The 18036-nt window shown below is 44.9% G+C and carries 12 protein-coding genes; 10 read left to right on the top strand and 2 right to left on the bottom strand.

The features are described from left to right. The 6 genes from K6Y31_RS18385 to K6Y31_RS18360 are packed head-to-tail and all read left to right on the top strand — an operon-like array spanning position 1 to position 4521. Positions 1-918 (top strand): type II secretion system F family protein, encoded by a 918-nt coding sequence (locus tag K6Y31_RS18385; protein WP_233054423.1) that lies wholly within the window; start codon positions 1-3, stop codon positions 916-918. Between the two features lie 18 nt (positions 919-936). Next, a complete protein-coding gene (locus K6Y31_RS18380; RefSeq protein ID WP_233054421.1) occupies positions 937-1728 on the top strand; it encodes a tetratricopeptide repeat protein in 792 nt (263 codons plus the stop codon). Next, the gene (locus K6Y31_RS18375) at positions 1725-2213 is read left to right on the top strand and encodes a TadE/TadG family type IV pilus assembly protein (RefSeq protein WP_233054419.1); all 489 of its coding nucleotides are present in this window, start codon (positions 1725-1727) and stop codon (positions 2211-2213) included. Before K6Y31_RS18380 ends, K6Y31_RS18375 begins: the two co-directional genes overlap by 4 nt. Before the next feature lie 34 nt (positions 2214-2247). Then, positions 2248-2730 carry a TadE/TadG family type IV pilus assembly protein gene (locus tag K6Y31_RS18370; protein ID WP_233054417.1) on the top strand — a complete coding sequence of 161 codons (483 nt, stop codon included), beginning with the start codon at positions 2248-2250 and terminating at the stop codon, positions 2728-2730. Position 2731: 1 nt separating this feature from the next. Continuing rightward, a complete protein-coding gene (locus tag K6Y31_RS18365) occupies positions 2732-4123 on the top strand; it encodes a pilus assembly protein TadG-related protein (RefSeq protein ID WP_233054415.1) in 1392 nt (463 codons plus the stop codon). 14 nt (positions 4124-4137) lie between these two features. Beyond that, positions 4138-4521: a YbaN family protein gene (locus K6Y31_RS18360; protein WP_233054413.1), complete on the top strand. Its 384-nt coding sequence runs from the start codon at positions 4138-4140 to the stop codon at positions 4519-4521. A gap of 807 nt (positions 4522-5328) precedes the next feature. Here the strand turns inward: K6Y31_RS18360 and K6Y31_RS18355 are convergent. Further along, positions 5329-7257 carry a methyl-accepting chemotaxis protein gene (locus tag K6Y31_RS18355; protein ID WP_233054411.1) on the bottom strand — a complete coding sequence of 643 codons (1929 nt, stop codon included), beginning with the start codon at positions 7255-7257 and terminating at the stop codon, positions 5329-5331. A gap of 147 nt (positions 7258-7404) precedes the next feature. On the opposite strand from K6Y31_RS18355, the gene tadA reads away from it, so the two are divergent. Continuing rightward, positions 7405-7914 (top strand): tRNA adenosine(34) deaminase TadA, encoded by a 510-nt coding sequence (tadA, locus tag K6Y31_RS18350; protein ID WP_233054410.1) that lies wholly within the window; start codon positions 7405-7407, stop codon positions 7912-7914. Here tadA and mltF read toward each other — a convergent pair. Continuing rightward, entirely contained in the window at positions 7911-9425 is a 1515-nt protein-coding gene (gene mltF / locus K6Y31_RS18345) for a membrane-bound lytic murein transglycosylase MltF (RefSeq protein ID WP_233054408.1), read from the bottom strand. The two genes, tadA and mltF, sit on opposite strands and share 4 nt — an antisense overlap. A 254-nt stretch (positions 9426-9679) precedes the next feature. Between mltF and purL the strand changes: the two genes are divergently transcribed. From purL to cls, 3 genes are all read left to right on the top strand, one after another. Then, positions 9680-13567 (top strand): phosphoribosylformylglycinamidine synthase, encoded by a 3888-nt coding sequence (gene purL / locus K6Y31_RS18340; RefSeq protein WP_233054406.1) that lies wholly within the window; start codon positions 9680-9682, stop codon positions 13565-13567. Between the two features lie 323 nt (positions 13568-13890). Then, positions 13891-16236 carry a putative bifunctional diguanylate cyclase/phosphodiesterase gene (locus K6Y31_RS18335; RefSeq protein ID WP_233054404.1) on the top strand — a complete coding sequence of 782 codons (2346 nt, stop codon included), beginning with the start codon at positions 13891-13893 and terminating at the stop codon, positions 16234-16236. A gap of 65 nt (positions 16237-16301) precedes the next feature. After that, entirely contained in the window at positions 16302-17774 is a 1473-nt protein-coding gene (gene cls / locus K6Y31_RS18330) for a cardiolipin synthase (protein ID WP_233054402.1), read from the top strand. The last annotated feature ends 262 nt before the right edge of the window (positions 17775-18036 follow it).

The following is an 18036-nucleotide window of genomic DNA, read 5'->3' as shown; positions in this document are numbered from 1 at the left end:
ATGACATTCATTGGAGTGGCCAGTAATGGTTTTTTAGTGGCATTTATACTGGGTGTCACCGGGTTGTTGCTGGGACTGATCTGGCAGTGGCGACAACAGTTGCAGCAGCAGCAGCGGCAGCTAATTCGTTATGTGTTTAATGCGCAAGGACGTTGGCAAAGCGCATCGGAAACACCGTCGATACTAGTGAAGGTTGGCATGCTTTACCCCATCACGGATAAAGAAACAAAACGCCTGACTCAAATGTTAGAGCACGGGGGCATCTACTCGCATGGGGCTTTAGCGCGTTTATGTGCCAGTAAATTACTGATGGGTATAGGGGCAATGCTCGTAGCATTTTTCTGGCAGTTATCACAGCCACAACCATTGGGCTATTTAACCTTAACCTATGTGTTGGTGGGATATGTACTGGGCTCTAACTTGCCTGAGTATATCTTGCGACATTTAGGTAAAAAAGCCAAAGCGCAGCAGCAACAAGTGGTGCCAGATGCGATTGATTTAATGGTGATCAGCATTGAGGCGGGCTTGTCACTTGAGCGTGCGACGGAAAAAGTCGGGTTTTATTTAAACAGCGTCGAGCCACGTTTGGCGGCACAGTTTTTACGCACCCACAGTGAAATGAAAATGGTTGGAGATCATGCTCAGTGTATTAAAAAACTGGCTTGGCGTACTGGTCTCACAGAGTTAAGCCGTTTAGGTAACACCTTGGCAATGGCGCAAAAATACGGTGCACCGCTAGCTGAAACCATGCGTTCAATTAGCAGCGATGCCAGACAAATGCGCAAAATGTCACTGGAAGAGCAAGCTGGACGCTTACCCGGACGGATCACCTTGATCCAAATGTTGTTCATTATGCTGCCGCTGCTAGTGCTGATTATCGCACCAACCATGAATTTATTGTTAGATAGTTTGAGTTAACTCTTAGGAATCATCGTTATGTTTACGTGTGTGAAAATTTCCCTGCAATGGATAATCGGTTTAGGCTTGTTATTGCTCGCTGGTTGTAGCCAAACCGCGAATAATAATGCGGTGAAAGAAGTGGAAAACAATTTGGCGATGGCACAAGCCGCGTTTGATTATGCGCAGTTTGATCGCGCGTTAAGCTTGTTGGAAAAAACCATAGAGCAGCAACCTGATCATCAAATGGCTCGATTAATGCTAGCGCGCACCTTGTATCAGTTAGACCAAAAACAAGCAGCGCAAAAACAGTTGCGGCGGTTACTGGATAGCGAGGGCAGTGAAGCGGCGCAAGCGGCTTATTATTTGGGCCAGTTTCAACTAAAAGCGGATGACAGCGCCAGCGCAATCAAAACGTATAGTCAAGGCTTACAGTGGGCAACGCCGCAAAGTGGTTTAATTGGTCAACTGCATAATGGCCTTGCGGTCGCGCAATTAAACCAACAAGCCTTTGATGTTGCGGTAGAGCATTTTAACTTGGCGCTGGCCAGCGATCCTGACAGTGCCACGTTTCGCAGTAATTTAGCTTTATGCTGGTTAATGCAGGGCGATCTTGAACGGGCTAAAAGTACCTTTTCTCCCTTGCTCAACTATCAACAATTGTCGCAACGAGTGGAAATGAACTGGGCGTTGTTGCTATTGGCGCAAGGCAAAGAGCAGCAAGCGAAGCATATTCTTGCAAAATACCTGACTCGCGAGCAGTTACAACATGACTTAGTGCAATTAAAAGCAGGTTTACCAGCCATGACTGCGGTAGCAAATACCCAATGAGTACACAATGCCAAAGTTTGCTCAAGCATCGTCAGCGTGGGGTGGTGAGTATTGAAGCTGCGTTGTTGTTTCCCGTGATCTTGGTGTTGCTGTTTTTATTTTTGGATGTAGCGAGAATTCATTGGCAGTACAGCATCTTAGACCAAAGTATGCGCAGCACTTTACGTGATTTATTGGTTTCTGATTGGCGCCAACAACCGCTGACCAAAAGTTTGATTAAACAGAAGCTAACGGATTATGGCCATGGTTTGATCGACAAGGTGGATATCCAAGTGCAACAATATACTTCATTACAAGCCTTACTGGCGGTAAGTGCTGAGTCAGAGGATCAGCAGCCGACGATCACCACCCCAGATGATCCGGTGTTTAAAGTCACCGCCACCCTTGAAACTAAACTGTTATTCACTCCTATTTCTTGGTTTGGTAATCAGCCGCTGCGCTACACCAGTACTTTAATTTTACATCCGTCACAGTTGTTTGATTAGGTTTAGTCGGTGTCTGCTGTCATGAGAGTTTAAGATGAAATTAGTCCAACGCCAGCGGGGTAGTATCAGCATCGAGGCTGCGCTGTGTATTCCGGTATTAATGCTATTGATTGTGGCTAGCTCGCAGGTGTTTTCAGTGCTACGAGTTGAGCAACGCCTCACTAATGTGGCGTATAACATCACGCAATTGGTGAGCAATAAAATAATTATGGATAGCCCCGCAGCGTTATTACGCTTGGGATATTATCAAGATTATGCCGATCAGCAACTGTCGAGTGTGGCTGCGGGACGGGCGAGTTTAACCATTGAGCGCTATAACGCCGCCACCGGTCTTGTTGAATTATTATTGCGCGGCTCCGGCTGCCAAGCGCAGGTGCCGTGGCCCAGTCTTGCCGTGGGTAGTGTGGTGAAAGTGACCTTGTGTTATCAGGCTGATATTCCCGCCACTAAAGGCTGGATGAAACATATTTGGCCCCATTCGGGATTTCAAGCCCATTTTATTCAAGAAGTAAATTGATATGTCTTTTTTCTCTTTTCAGGGACGCCAGCGTGGCGCTATTTCACCGAGTCTCGCGTTAATGCTGGTGGGGGCCTTGACCTTTATGGCGGTCGTGGTTGAAACCATTCGCCTTAACACCGCATCCAGTCGTCTATCTGGTGCGGCAGATGCCGCCTTGTATTCAGGAGCCGACAGTGAGAATGGCGAGGCTGATGCCGCGCAGTTATTAGCGGTGAACAGTGCGTCGGTAGATCGCAATGGTATGTCAGCTGTCGATGGCCAATTGATGCAAAAAGAAGGCGGCGCAACCTTGACGGTGTCAACACGAGTGGCACCAGAAATGACTGGCTTTATTCCCGATTCAACGCCTGTGCGATTGTCTCAGCAAGTGGCGGCTAATACTTTAGCCACAACTTTAGAAATTGCTTTAATGTTAGACGTATCTGACTCGATGAGCGGTGGGCCGATGACAAAAATTAAGCAAGGTTTGAAGGAATTTGGCGATATTGTTTTCAGTAACGAACGACGTAATCATCATAAAGCCGTCAGTATTATTCCCGCTACTGGACTGGTGAATATTGGTGATTACCCGGCCTTTTTTCATCCTGATAGCGTGGTGCTTAGCCGTGGTTTAAGGTTGTTGGGTAAGGAGCGTCGCTGGCCAGATCTATTAGATCGAGAAGTACCGGGACGTGCGAGAGGCGCATTTTGTGCGCAGCTACAAGAAGATGTCGATGGGATTAACAGCGTACGACAAGTGAATTCAGCTTGGGTCGCTAAATTAGAACAGCCGCCATCGTCTAATCGTTATCGGCCTTGGCTGTATGTGAGCACCAAGGAGCCGGGGATTACCCGATATGGTGACGGTACGCCATTGCTGTCGTTTAAACCCAGCAGCAACGATAATCCTTATTTAGAAAATCGCCGTGATAAGTTGGGCGCATTTGACCATGCTGATTGTGGTGTGAGTAAAATCGTGCCGTTTATCACCACTAAAAAAGCGTTCACGGGCGGCGTTGATAGCCTTTATTCTGAATTCAACACCAATAATGCAGAGGGCGTGATGTGGGCGTGGCGCTTGTTGTCACCTTTGTGGCAAGGTCATTGGAGCAGCAAGCTCGCGGATTTACCACGCAAATATGGTGTCGTAAGCAATAAAAAAATCATGGTGCTGTTTTCTGATGGTAATCACTTGATCAACGCTGCAGTGCGCGATAAAAAGCAATTGGAGCTGTGCCGCGCGATGAAACGCAATGGTATTGTGATTTACAGTATTGATTTTGAAAACCGCTCGCCAGTGGTACAAGCCTGTGCCAGTAGTGGTAACTATTATCGTGCTAGCAGTCGTAATATTCGCACCGTAATGAAACAAATAGCGTTGTCGATAGATGACATAGTGCTCACCCGTTAGAGGCATGTTTGGTTTTGATTAAAAAATATCTGTTTCTATGTGCAGGTTGGCTGGCGGTTTCATTGGCATTTATCGGTGCTTTTTTACCCTTACTGCCGACGGTGCCATTTGCCTTGCTGGCGTTGTATTGCTTTAGTGTTAGCTCACCGAGCTTTCAACATTGGCTGCTGCATCACCCATTGTTTGGTTCGTCATTACGCCGCATCAAGTCTGGACAGGGGTTGAGTCGGAAAGAGAAAATCCGCATTTTATTGATTACTTGGTTATCGATTGGTGCTACGGTGACGCTGGTGTTAACCGATTGGCGTGGGCAAAGTCTGCTGATGGTCATTGTTTGCATTGAAACGTGGGTGATCTGGCGAATGCCTACTTTCCCAGCGCCAACCGCTGAGCTGTAACCATCAAGTGGGATCGCCTATGCACCCCATCTAAAAGGAACAGCTGTCACAGCAAATGCAAGGCTGTATCCCCCGATGTGTTGGAAAATTAAATCAACCGAGAGCCTGTTAAGTATCTGGCCAGCTAGTGAAGCGCAATGTTTTTTTCAAGTCAGTTGTTGCCTAAATTAACCTCAGTTCTGTTTAAGCTTAACGCAGCTAAATAAAGTATGTTTTACAGCAAAATTTCGTTTTCAGGGATGAAAACGCAAAGCTTATAAGGACATATTCACAGCGTTTTTGCAGGAAAATATACTATGTTCGCTTATCCAAGATTCGGGTTAAATTATTAAGCCGCTTCTTTGTGTTGCTCTGGATTTCACTTCACAACGTTCGCTCTTCTTTTGACTATCGCTCTGGATGCTCATTTTTTCTGTTTTAATTTCTCCTATTGAAAGTAGGCAGGTTGAAACCTGTTACGAAAGTCACAAACACAGCCCAATTCCTTTCGACAGATATTATCCCCAAGTAATAACGCTTATTCGCCCAACTTTGCTCGTTACGTTGTTTTACTGATGTACGCCACGCCTGTAGTAAAGTTGCAACAAAAAAACAACCTAGCGCGGTATAACGGTAAAATGTGTGTTTTGCTTAAAAATATGACTGAACATTTTAAAATTGGAAATCATGATTTTACATTTTACTTACTTAAGTGATTGAATTTTTAGAGATTAAATTTATTATTAATAGTTTTAAAAGCAAAGCACTAAATGTAAATGAAAACGGTGGCTTAGGCCACCGTTTTTGTTTTCATCGCTAGTTTAAAGATTAATCAACTTTAAATTGCGACATGGTTAGTTTTAACTGACTTGAAAGGCTAGAGAGTTGCTCACTCACTTCATTGGCTTGCTCTACTGAAAGCAGTGACGAGGCGCAAGCATCTTGCATTCGTTCAGTGCTTTGGTTTACTTCGTTAGTGACGTCAACTTGCTGTTTTGATAGCTGCGCGATATTTTCAATCATTTCATATAACTCAGAAATAGAATGGAAAATGGCATCTTGTAGAGCATCTGCTTGATTAAGCTCGGTAATACCTTCATTGGCATGCTCAAAGGTACTTTCCATCTCGTTAACTAAGGTGCGCGCTTCTGTTTGTAGTGATTCAATGCTTTGTTGAATTTCTAGGGTCGAGCTTTGTGTGCGACTAGCAAGAGTGCGAACTTCATCAGCAACCACGGCAAAGCCACGCCCGGTTTCACCTGCGCGAGCCGCTTCAATGGCGGCATTGAGGGCTAATAAGTTAGTTTGTTCGGCAATGCCTTGAATAACATCGAGCACACTGCCAATTTTTAAACTTAGCTGCTCAAATTGGCCGACTCTTTGGTTGGTTTGGCTTACCCGTTCAACTAATTGTTCAATTAACTGTTTTACGTGTTGTGATGTGGCATTGTTTTGCTCGCTGTCGGTTTTTACTTGATCAATGCTAGACATCACCTTTTGCACTTCGGCTTCTTCTTGATTGATGTTTTGCATAACCTGGTCCATGGCTTTTGCTACCACGTTGACCTCTTGCTGCTGCTTGCTAACGGCTTGATAAACCCCTGCCGATTTCTGTTGCATGGTTTGGCTTTGTGATGCGGTTTGATCGGCTGCTAGGTTGGCTTCAATTATCAATTTACGGGTTTTCTCAAGAAAGGCGTTAACGCTATGGGCCATGGCACCAATTTCGTCTTTCGAGTGAATGGCAATTTTTTGTGTTAAATCACCACCGCCTCGGGCCAAGTTTTGTAGCGCGCTGGTGAGCATGGCTATTTTTGATAAAATGCGGTTGCTGATAATAAAGGCGAGGGCGACTAAGAGTACGAGGGCTGAACATAAAAGAATAACCCAAAGGTCTTTGATCAGGCTAGCCACATTACCTTGCACAGCTTGATTGATATTGTTTGCCGTTTGTTGGTTACCTTCACGCACTAGATCCAGCGATGAAGTTAAGGTTTGTTGCGTTAATTTGGCTTCGCGGTTTAATACTTGCTCTACTTCGTTTGCACTGCTATCGATTAGACCAGAAAATTGTTGGCCTAATGTTTCATTTAATTGCGCTTGCTCTGATGTGTCAACGGCGATGATGAATTTGCCAATGACCGAGCCTTTGGGATTAATATCCATTTCGGCAATATAAACCTGCTTCGATAGCTTCGCACCACTGATCAGTTTATCCATCTTCCTTCTGCCTGAGCCTTGCTCAATTAACGCTGCTACCTTGGCTGAACTGCGGTCGATATGTCGTGTTAGGTATTTTCCCTCTGCGTCAAAATAGATAGCAAATAACACTTTTGGATTTTCATGGGCGGCAATCACTAGCTCTGTTAGTTTAGGGACATCTTTATCCCAGATATAAGGGGGGGAGACAGAAGCAAGCAAAGTCGCTTGCGCATTAATACTTTGCTTTGCGTGGCTGGCAACTAAATCACTAATATTTTTTTGCGCTTCATTCAAACCATGATTCAAGCTGGTGTCGAGAGCTTTCTGGGTTTTTATTGTACTATTACGCATTGCGCTGGCGATAGCTTGTTGAGCTTGGTCCAGCGTTTGCTGTGTACTATTATTGCCGCTTTCAAATTCGTGAGCCAAATTTTCTACTAGGTCGGTGATGCTGGTTTTTGTTACGCTCAATGTGAGAATGGTCTGCAGAGCGACCAGAATAAATACTGCCAACATAACTTGCAGTAAAAGGGGGCTTTTAAATCTCGCTAGCATGCCATTACCTTATATTGTAAAGGTTTAAAACATAAGTCTAGCAAGCTATTTTGGTGAAATGTATCTGAATTGTTAATTTATGTAGTATTGTGCAATGATTGCCTAGTATCGAGGCTTGAGCCATAATGCGCCGATTAAGGAGGCGGTATGTCAGAGCTTGATGAAAAGTGGATGCGTTATGCATTAGCATTGGCTGATAAAGCTAAGGCTATCGGTGAAATTCCGGTTGGCGCGGTACTGGTTAAAAATGACCAAGTGATCGGTGAGGGCTGGAATCAGTCAATTAAACTTAATGACCCTTGTGCTCACGCAGAAATTATCGCGCTGCGTCAAGCTGGCGCGCATCTTAATAATTATCGCTTATTGGACACAACCTTATACGTCACTCTAGAGCCTTGCCCTATGTGTGCGGGGGCGATGGTCCACGGGCGCGTGGCGCGCCTCGTTTATGGCGCATCTGATGCTAAAACAGGCTCAGCAGGCAGCGTGTTTAATTTGGTCGCCACTGATAAGTTGAACCACAGTTTAGACGTTTGTACTGGCATATTAAGTGAACAATGTAGTGAAAAAATAAGTGCGTTTTTTCGCCAACGCCGCGCTGAGCATAAAGCATTGAAATTAGCTCAAAAAGCGGCGGTAGCCAAAGGCGAATGTTAAGGCGTTACTATTTCAGTGTTACCGGCAGCACTGGCTTGCTCTAATGTAATCGCTGCACTCGTTTGTTCAAGTGTCGCAGTCGCTGAAGAGCTATTGTCATCTAACTTAGCTTGTTCTTGCATTAACGCGGCTTGCTCTGCGAGTAACGCTTGTTTCGCTTGTTCACGAATGAGCCAAGTCAAGCTTTCCTGATATTGGCGAATGTTATTAACATAATGGCGCGCTTCGCCGCCACGAGCATAGCCGTATCGCGTGCGTTGATGCCATTGTTTACGTTGCAATAAAGGCAACACATCTTTGACATCGGCCCAGTTGTCTTGATCTTTACCAATTGATTTAGTTAATCGCCGCGCGTCCATCAAATGGCCAAAACCAAGATTGTAAGCTGCCAAAGCAAACCATATTTTTTCATCTTTATGCACACTATCTGGGATCAAGCCTAATAGATAAGTGAGGTATTTTGCCCCGCCTTCAATGCTCTGCTCGGGATCAAGTCGGTTAGTAACGCCCATAAAGTCGGCGGTGTCATTGGTCAGCATCATCATGCCCCGCACGCCTGTTGGGCTGCGAGCATTGGGCTTCCAATGGCTTTCTTGATAGCTAATGGCTGCCAATAAAATCCAATCAAACTGCTCCGTTTGGTATTTTTCAAATAGGGCTCGATAGCGCGGTAAGGTCGTTTCAGCACGCTGTAAAAAGCTGCGTGCGTCCACGAAGTCAAATTTTTCAATGTGGCCGAAATAACGCTCGATTAATTTGGCAATATGACCCGATTGATGATTGGCGCCAATAAATTCAATCAGGGCCGAGTACAGGCTGTCGTCAATGCTTTTCTTTAGCATCCAAGCAACGGGAAGCTGTTTTTCTAGGGTAAAGGCTTCCGCTAAACTTGGGTAATAACGCTGCGCGCGAGCTAATACTTTATCATCCACCATGGCATAGGCTGCTTCGCCGTCTGCCACCATACGCAGAATTTCCATTGGATCTTCATCGTCAGTCGCAATCCATTCTAAGGTGGGATATTGAATTTTTCGTTGTTTGAGCAATTCCTCAGGGCCTGAGTCTTTCAAAACTAAAATGGGGTCATCCACTTCAGAAAAATCTTTCGGTTTAGTGCTGCCTTGACGATAAACTAAGGTACGGGAGACATTATAAAACGGCGGAGCACTGCGGTATTTTTCGGCGCGCTCAGGTGTCAGCGTTAAGCCCGCGGCGATAATGTCGATATTGCCATTATCTAATTCATTGAATAATTCCGTCAATGAATAGGCGGGGGACATGTCAAGGCGTACGCCTAAGTGATTGGCAAAATCACTGGCTAACTCATAGTCCATACCTGATAACGTATCACCGTCATAGACATAACTGACAGGGGTATTTAGCGTGCCCACGCGCAACACGCCGCGCTGCTGTATTTGTTGCAGTTGGCTAAAGTCTTGCAAGGGCTCACAGCCACTCACTAGTAGAGTTAAGGCCAACAAAAAACAGGTAATAAAAGAGTTGGTTTTCAAACGTACAAACTGCCTTAATAATCAAAATCGAACTATTTATACCAGCTATAACTATCTGAGTCATTAGAATCAAAATAAAGCTGCGAAGTGAGTAGCTTATGCCACTCTTATTTGATTTTTGTTTTATCTCATTTAAGCAATGAGCCGATAATCAACTGCTTCTTATCTCATCTGTTGTATAGCCTTGTCTCCACCTTTTCTCTATAATACGCGCGATTCAAACCCCACCCACACAATAAGAGTGAGAGATGTTGATGGAAATTTTGCGAGGTGCACCTGCACTGTCAGCTTTCAGAGTGAGCCAGTTACTGAAAAACTGCGTTGATTCACAACTGCCTGTAACCAATATTTACGCTGAATTCATGCACTTTGCCGACGTATCGGCATCATTAACTGAAGCTGAGTTATCGGTTTTAGCAAAATTATTAACTTACGGACCGAGTATTCAAGAGCACGAGCCAACTGGCCAGCTTGTCTTAATTACCCCTCGCCCGGGTACCATTTCTCCTTGGTCATCGAAAGCGACCGACATTGCAAAAAACTGTGGTTTAAGCAAAGTGAAGCGTTTAGAGCGCGGTATTGCTTACTACATTGAAGGTGAGGTTTCACCTGAGCAACTTAGCCAAGTTGCTGACTTATTGCACGATCGTATGATGGAAACAGTATTCAGCGAACTTGCTCAAGCGGACAAGTTATTTGTCCAAGCGCAGCTAGGTGAAATGTCGAGTGTTGATATTTTAGCGGGTGGCCGTCAAGCGCTTGAAACGGCAAACGTTGAACTAGGCTTAGCGTTAGCGGAAGACGAAATTGATTACTTAGTTGAAAACTTCACTAAGTTAAACCGTAATCCAAATGACATTGAATTAATGATGTTTGCGCAAGCTAACTCTGAGCATTGTCGTCATAAAATCTTCAATGCCGATTGGACTATCGATGGTATCGAGCAGCCTAAATCGCTGTTCAAAATGATCAAAAACACCTACGAAAACTACAGCGAAAACGTATTATCTGCCTATAAAGACAATGCCGCGGTGATGGTGGGTTCAAAAGCCGGTCGTTTCTTCCCTGATGTAGACAGCCGTGAATATAACTACCACCAAGAAAACATTCACATTTTAATGAAGGTGGAAACCCATAACCACCCGACGGCGATTTCGCCTTGGCCGGGCGCAGCAACGGGCAGCGGCGGTGAGATTCGTGATGAAGGCGCTACCGGTATTGGCTCTAAGCCAAAAGCAGGCTTAGTCGGTTTTAGTGTATCTAACTTACGCATTCCAGGTTTTGAACAGCCTTGGGAAACAGACTTTGGCAAGCCTGGTCGCATTGTTTCAGCCCTTGATATTATGCTAGAAGGCCCACTGGGCGGAGCGGCATTTAACAACGAATTTGGCCGTCCAAATATTTTAGGTTACTTCCGTACTTATGAAGAGCAAGTCAACAGTCATAACGGTCTTGAAGTGCGCGGTTACCATAAGCCCATTATGTTAGCGGGTGGTTTAGGTAACATTCGTGAAGAGCATGTTGAGAAAAAAGACATTCCAGTTGGCGCTAAGCTAGTGGTGCTGGGCGGTCCTGCGATGAATATCGGTTTAGGTGGCGGCGCGGCATCGTCAATGGACTCGGGTCAATCGGCAGAAGATTTAGATTTTGCGTCAGTACAGCGTGAAAACCCAGAAATGGAACGTCGCTGTCAGGAAGTGATCGATCGCTGTTGGCAAATGGGTGACGATAACCCCATCCAATTTATCCACGATGTGGGCGCGGGCGGTTTATCAAACGCGATGCCTGAGCTGGTTAATGATGGCGGCCGTGGTGGTAACTTTAATCTGCGCGCTATCCCGAACGATGAGCTAAGCATGGCGCCTCACGCGATTTGGTGTAACGAGTCGCAAGAGCGTTACGTGATGGCGATCAAGCCAGAAAACATGGCAGTATTCGAAGCTATTTGTAAGCGTGAGCGCGCGCCGTTTGCGGTATTAGGTGAAGCGACCGAAGAGCTGCACTTAACTCTAAATGATGATCACTTTAACAACAAACCAATCGATTTACCGATGGACGTGTTGTTAGGTAAAGCGCCGAAAATGCACCGCGATGTGAAAAGTGCGAAAGCGCAAGGTAAGGAATTAGATACTTCCGGTATCACAGTAAAAGATGCGGCGCATCGTTTACTGCGTTTGCCTTCTATTGCTGAGAAAACCTTCCTTATTACCATTGGTGACCGCACGGTAACGGGTCTGGTGGCACGTGACCAAATGGTTGGCCCTTGGCAAATTCCGGTAGCTAATTGCGCCGTGACGGCAAGTAGCTACGATACATATACCGGTGAGGCGATGTCATTAGGTGAGCGTACGCCAGTTGCGTTACTTAACTTTGGCGCCTCTGCGCGTTTAGCGGTGGCAGAAGCCATCACTAACATCGCAGCAACTAATATTGGTGAGTTAAACCGTCTTAAGCTATCTGCTAACTGGATGGCGGCAGCGGGTCACCCAGGTGAAGATGCCGGCCTTTATGAAGCGGTGAAAGCGGTCGGTGAAGAGTTGTGTCCTGAGCTAGATATTACTATCCCAGTGGGCAAAGACTCCATGTCGATGAAGACTAAGTGGGAGCAAGACGGAGAGGCGAAAGAAGTGACCTCACCATTGTCACTTGTGATCACAGCGTTTGCTCGCGTTGAAGATATTCGCGATACGGTCACTCCTGAATTGCGCACTGATAAAGGTGACAGCGAGCTGATCCTTATCGACTTAGGCAACGGCAAAAACCGTCTTGGCGCCTCTTCACTAGCACAGGTGTACAAACAGCTTGGTAACGACGTACCTGACGTTGATAGTCCTGCATTGCTAAAAGGTTTCTTCGATGCTATCCAATCTTTGGTAATCGATAAGAAACTATTGGCTTACCACGACCGCAGTGACGGTGGTTTATTCACCACTATTGCGGAGATGGCATTTGCCGGTCATGTCGGTGTTGACGTAGCACTTGATGCCCTTGGCACGGATGATTTAGCGGTACTGTACAGTGAAGAATTAGGTGCGGTGATTCAAGTTCGCAGCAGCGACAAAGAAGCCGTTTTGACGACGCTGGCAGGCCATGGTTTGGCGGCAAATAGCCATGTAATTGGTACGCTTAATAGCGACGATACGGTGCGCTTTACCCGTAATGGTGAATCGGTACTGACTGAGCCTCGCAATGAACTTCGTATGGTGTGGGCTGAAACCACTTACCAAATGCAAGCCATGCGTGACAACCCTGAGTGTGCTAAGCAAGAGCTTGACGCCAAAGCGGACGTCAAGGACCCAGGTTTATCGGCTAAGTTAAGCTTTGATATCAATGAAGATATCGCTGCGCCTTACATTGTTAAGGGCGTTGCGCCGCAAATGGCGATATTGCGTGAACAAGGCGTTAACTCACATCAAGAGATGGCGGCAGCATTTGATCGAGCTGGTTTCTCTGCGGTAGATGTACACATGAGTGATATTTTAGCGGGTAATGTGAGCTTAGATCAGTTTGCTGGTTTAGTTGCTTGTGGTGGTTTCTCATACGGTGACGTATTAGGTGCCGGTGAAGGTTGGGCTAAATCCATCCTGTTTAATGACCGTGCTCGTGAACAATTCCAAAGCTTCTTTAATCGTAATGATAGCTTTGCGCTAGGTGTGTGTAACGGTTGTCAAATGCTGTCTAATCTAAAGGAGCTGATCCCTGGTTCAGAATTATGGCCACGTTTTGTGCGTAATAATTCTGAGCGTTTTGAGGCGCGCTTTAGTTTGGTTGAAGTGCAAGAGTCCGCGTCTATCTTCTTAGGTGGTATGGCTGGCTCACGGATGCCAATCGCGGTTTCGCACGGTGAAGGTCGCGTTGAAGTGGCCAGTGCTGATGCGCTAACGGCCATTGAGCAATCAGGCACGGTAGCTTTGCGTTTTGTTGACAACTATGGTCAACCGACACAAGCCTACCCCGCCAACCCGAATGGCTCGCCAAACGGCATTACAGGCTTAACCACGCAAGATGGTCGTGTCACTATCATGATGCCACACCCAGAGCGTGTGTTTAGAACCGTGGCGAACTCTTGGCACCCAGATGAGTGGAGCGAAGACAGCCCATGGATGCGTATGTTTAGAAATGCGCGTGCTAACTTAGGCTAAATTTAGTCGTTAACCGTAAAAGCCGAAACAGTGATGTTTCGGCTTTTTTGTACGTGAAATAAATCGATAAAAATAAATAAGCTCAAGAGTTTGATACTGATCTCACTTTAATTAAACTAGATATATATTTGAGAACGGCTGAGACACTTATCTTCCATAATAATGTTCTCATTTGAGTCCTTGCACTCAGTTCAATATCAGTTGTATTAATAATTATTCTACTAAAACTGAGTTTTTATGTTTTGTTTTTGTCTGATTCGTTTGTATGGGCAGCGAACGAATCGGCGAGCGTTTTGTTCAGTTGAACATAATAGGTGGTTTGCTTGAGCTTAAAAACGGTTCTTTATTTTGGTGACAATGCCTTATTGGCAAAAAAACTCGCAGAACAGATCCTCACCCAGGAGTTGTTTAGCTTTTCTGGTGTGAATACTAATAATGATTTTGAGGAAGCCCTGCAGCAAGCTTGGCAGCTGATTTTGATTGACAAACCTCTTACTCCAAAGCAACACCATATGCTGTTGGAGTGTCAAGCTCAGCAACAAACACAGCTGGTTCATTTGCAATTAACATTAGCACAGAGAGAGCCAATTGATGATTCGATGGCACAAAATCGCATGCTTAAAAAGCAGCTGGATGATGTCCATTCTTTATTAAAAGCCACTGTGAACACCATTCCCGATCTTATTTTTTACAAAGATCCCGATAGCCGCTTTATGGGTTGTAACCAAGCATTTGAAGTGTTTGCCGGAAGGCCTGAACAAGCTATTTTTGGTCATACAGATGATGATTTTTTTGAACCAAATCAGGCTCTAATGTGTCAAGAGCAAGATAAATATGTGGTTGAATCGGGCGAGATTCTAACGTCAGAGGAAACCCTGACTTATCACAATGGCGAGAAGCACTTAATTGATATGTATAAGGTACCTTACTTTGATAAGCAAGGTGAAGTGCTAGGGTTAATTGGTGTTGGTCGTGATATTACTGAAAAGCGCAAAGCTGAGAAAAAGTTAAAACGCGCCGCCATCGTGTTTGAAAACACTCAAGAAGGGATCTTAATCACTGACAAGAAAGGCATTATTCTGTCGGTCAACCCTGCGTTCAGCTTAATAACGGGTTACAGTGAAGAAGAAGCGTTAGGTAATACGCCTGCGTTACTGAAATCGGGTAAACATGATGATGCGTTTTATCAATCTTTCTGGCATCAACTAGACAGTGTTGGCAACTGGCACGGAGAGATTATTAATCGACGCAAAAGTGGCGAAGATTACCATCAATGGCTAAATATTAGTTCAATCAAAGATAAGAATAATGCGGTCACTAACTATGTTGCTACCTTCTCTGATTTAAGTGAACTGAAACAGTCAGAAGAAAAGCTACAATACATTAAGTATCACGACAGCTTAACCGGTCTTGGTAACCGCTTGTTTTTTGTTCATCGCCTTGAAGACAGTATTCAGCGGGCGCGTCGTAATGGCCATGGCTTTGCCATTATGCATATTGATCTTGATCGCTTTAGTCGCGTGAATAAAAACTTGGGCCATAGTTTTGGTGACCGAGTATTAAAAGAAGTGGCAAAGCGGTTAACGGAAATGTTTTCAGAAAAAGATGTGATAGCCCGTTTCGGAAGTGACGAATATGCAATCATGATTGATGAAATGATCCATGAACAAGATGCTGCTCATGCTGCTAAAAAACTCGCACGAGAGCTATCATGTGGCCTAATTGTTGATGAGCAAGCCGTTTATCTCAATGTTAACATCGGCATAAGCCTTTATCCCGATGATGGTGAAACACCAGAGTCGTTGTTGGGTAATGCTGAAGCGGCATTACTGCGCGTGAAGCAAGACCGTAGCAACTATTATGAGTTTTATACCGAAGAATTGACCTTGGCCGCGCAGCGACAATTTACCCTTGAAAACGAGTTACGATTTGCCCTCAGGCGCAGCGAGTTTGAACTGTATTATCAGCCACAAGTTGATTTGAAGAAAAATAAAGTGGTGGCGGTAGAAGCGTTAATTCGTTGGAACCACCCGACCAACGGTATCATTGAGCCGCTGTCATTTCTGTCGGTGGCGAAAGAATGTGAGTTAATGGCAAACATTGACTTATGGGTGATCCAACAGGCTTGTTTACAGGCCGTAGAATGGGAAGAGCAGGGCATCAATTTTGGTCGGGTTGCGGTTAACTTATCTCTTTGTGTATTGATGCAAGCAGACTTGATGAGTAACGTGCTGAGTTTCCTTAAAGCCACCGCTTGCGCTGCGCACTTGTTGGAATTTGAAGTTCAAGAGGACGTTTTATCAGATGACTCTGCAGTCGTGCGAGCTAACTTGATCAATATGAGTAAGCTCGGCGTGCGCTTGGCGATTGATGACTTTGGCACTGGTCGCTCGTCCCTTAATAATATGAAGCGAGTTCATGTCGACAAAATCAAAATAGCACAAGATTTCATTCGTCATGCTCATGTCGATCCGATTGAAAAAGCCATTATTAAATCAATTGTTTCACTGGGTGATAACCTCGGCATTGATGTTGTTGCAGAAGGCACAGAAACCGATATTCAAGTGGATTATGTCTCTGATATGGGTTGCCATTTAGTACAGGGCTTTCATATTTCGAAGCCGATGCGCAAGGCAAAAGCGACATTTTTCTTGCGTTGCCGCCGTTAAGGCTTACTTAACAGGTCGTTCTGAAGGTATGATTATGTAATACGAATTATACCTTCAGGGTAAATATGTTAAGTGAATGGATTAATTACGTTTGGCGTGATGTTCTTGCTTGGAGCTTAGTGCTGCTCCATACCTTTATTATCATTTCTGTTTCCCTACGTGTCATCATGAAGCGCCGAGAAATTGGTATTTCTTTGTCTTGGCTAGCTATTATTTACGCGTTACCGTTTGCTGGTGTCGGCTTCTACTTTCTTTTTGGCGAACTCAACCTAGGCAAAAAACGTGCGCAGCGCGCTACGCATATGTTTTCACCTTTTAAGTTAGCCATTGAAACCTTTCGTGAAAAGCAAGCTGCTCGTGCCCTTGAGGTGAGTGATACGGCTAAGCCCATGCATGATTTAATTGAAGGCTTACTAGGTATGCCCAGTATTGCCGGTAATCACTTAACATTATTGGATACTACGGACACCATTTTACTAGAGCTGATTGAGCAAGTTAATCAAGCCAAGCAAAGTTGTATGATGGAATTTTACATCTGGCATTTAGGTGGCTTTTCCGACCAACTTGCTGACGCATTATGCACTGCCGCCAAGCGTGGCGTTGATTGTAAGTTGCTATTAGATTCCGTGGGGAGTCGTGAATTTTTTGATTCTGAATTGCCTGATGAATTGCGCCAATCTGGCGTTCAGCTTGTTGAAGTATTAAAAAGTGGGCCCCTGCGTATGTTTTTTCAGCGCCAAGATTTGCGCATGCACCGAAAGTTGGTTTGTATCGATGAGCGGGTTGCCTATACCGGCAGTATGAATATTGTTGATCCGCGCTTTTTTAAGCAAGATGCGGGATTGGGGGAATGGATTGATGTGATGGTTCGGGTACAAGGTCCTGCCGTTGCTTTAATCACCTCTTTACTGCAATGGGATTGGGAAATGGAAACCGGTGAGCGACTATTAACCCCCTTTGGCACACAAGATACCTTACACGGTGGTTGTGGCGATCGCGTGCAGTTGATCCCTTCAGGCCCATTCCCCGGTGGAGATTGTATCCATCAATTACTACTGACTTGTGTCTATCAAGCTAAGCACAGCTTAGTGCTAACAACGCCTTATTTTGTCCCAGATGATAGTTTGCACAAAGCATTACAAGCGGCGGCTCATCGCGGTGTACAGGTAAAGATTGTGTTACCTGCTTTGAATGATTCCTTGATGGTGAAGTATGCCGCCAGTGCGTTTTATGATGAACTATTAGCTGCGGGAGTGGAAATATATAAGTTTCATGGTGGCTTACTGCACACCAAAAGCATAGTGGTAGATGAGGTTGTAGCGCTGGTGGGCACGGTGAACCTTGATCGGCGTAGCTTTTGGTTAAATTTTGAAGTCACTATGCTGGTGGATGATGCTGAGTTTGCAGGGCGAGTATTGAACTTACAGTTACAGTATATGCTAGCGTCAGAAAAATTAACCCTCAATCAATGGCGGCAGCGTTCGCGTATCAGACGCTTTTGGGAAAATGTTTTTTATTTATTTAGTCCTATTTTGTAAATAAATAATCTGAATTCTGGATAAACGAAATAGTATGCTTCCCGCGTAAAAACGCGGTGAAGATATCACGGTATCAGCGTACTATTAATTATGTCGATAGCCTTAAAAGAAACTGAGACTAAATAGTGTTATGTCTGACGTGGTTTAATTGATACGACTAACCCAGTTAAGACATAATTGATTTAACTGGAGATTGAAATGACAACACGTAAAACCTATTCAAAAGAATTCAAACTTGATGCCATTGCACTGGTACGAGAGC

Origin of the sequence: Motilimonas cestriensis (assembly GCF_021295315.1) — a bacterium.
Lineage (GTDB): Bacteria > Pseudomonadota > Gammaproteobacteria > Enterobacterales > CBDFNC01 > Motilimonas > Motilimonas cestriensis.
Note: the sequence above shows the minus strand (reverse complement) of the source record. Positions and strands in the feature narration are given on the sequence as shown.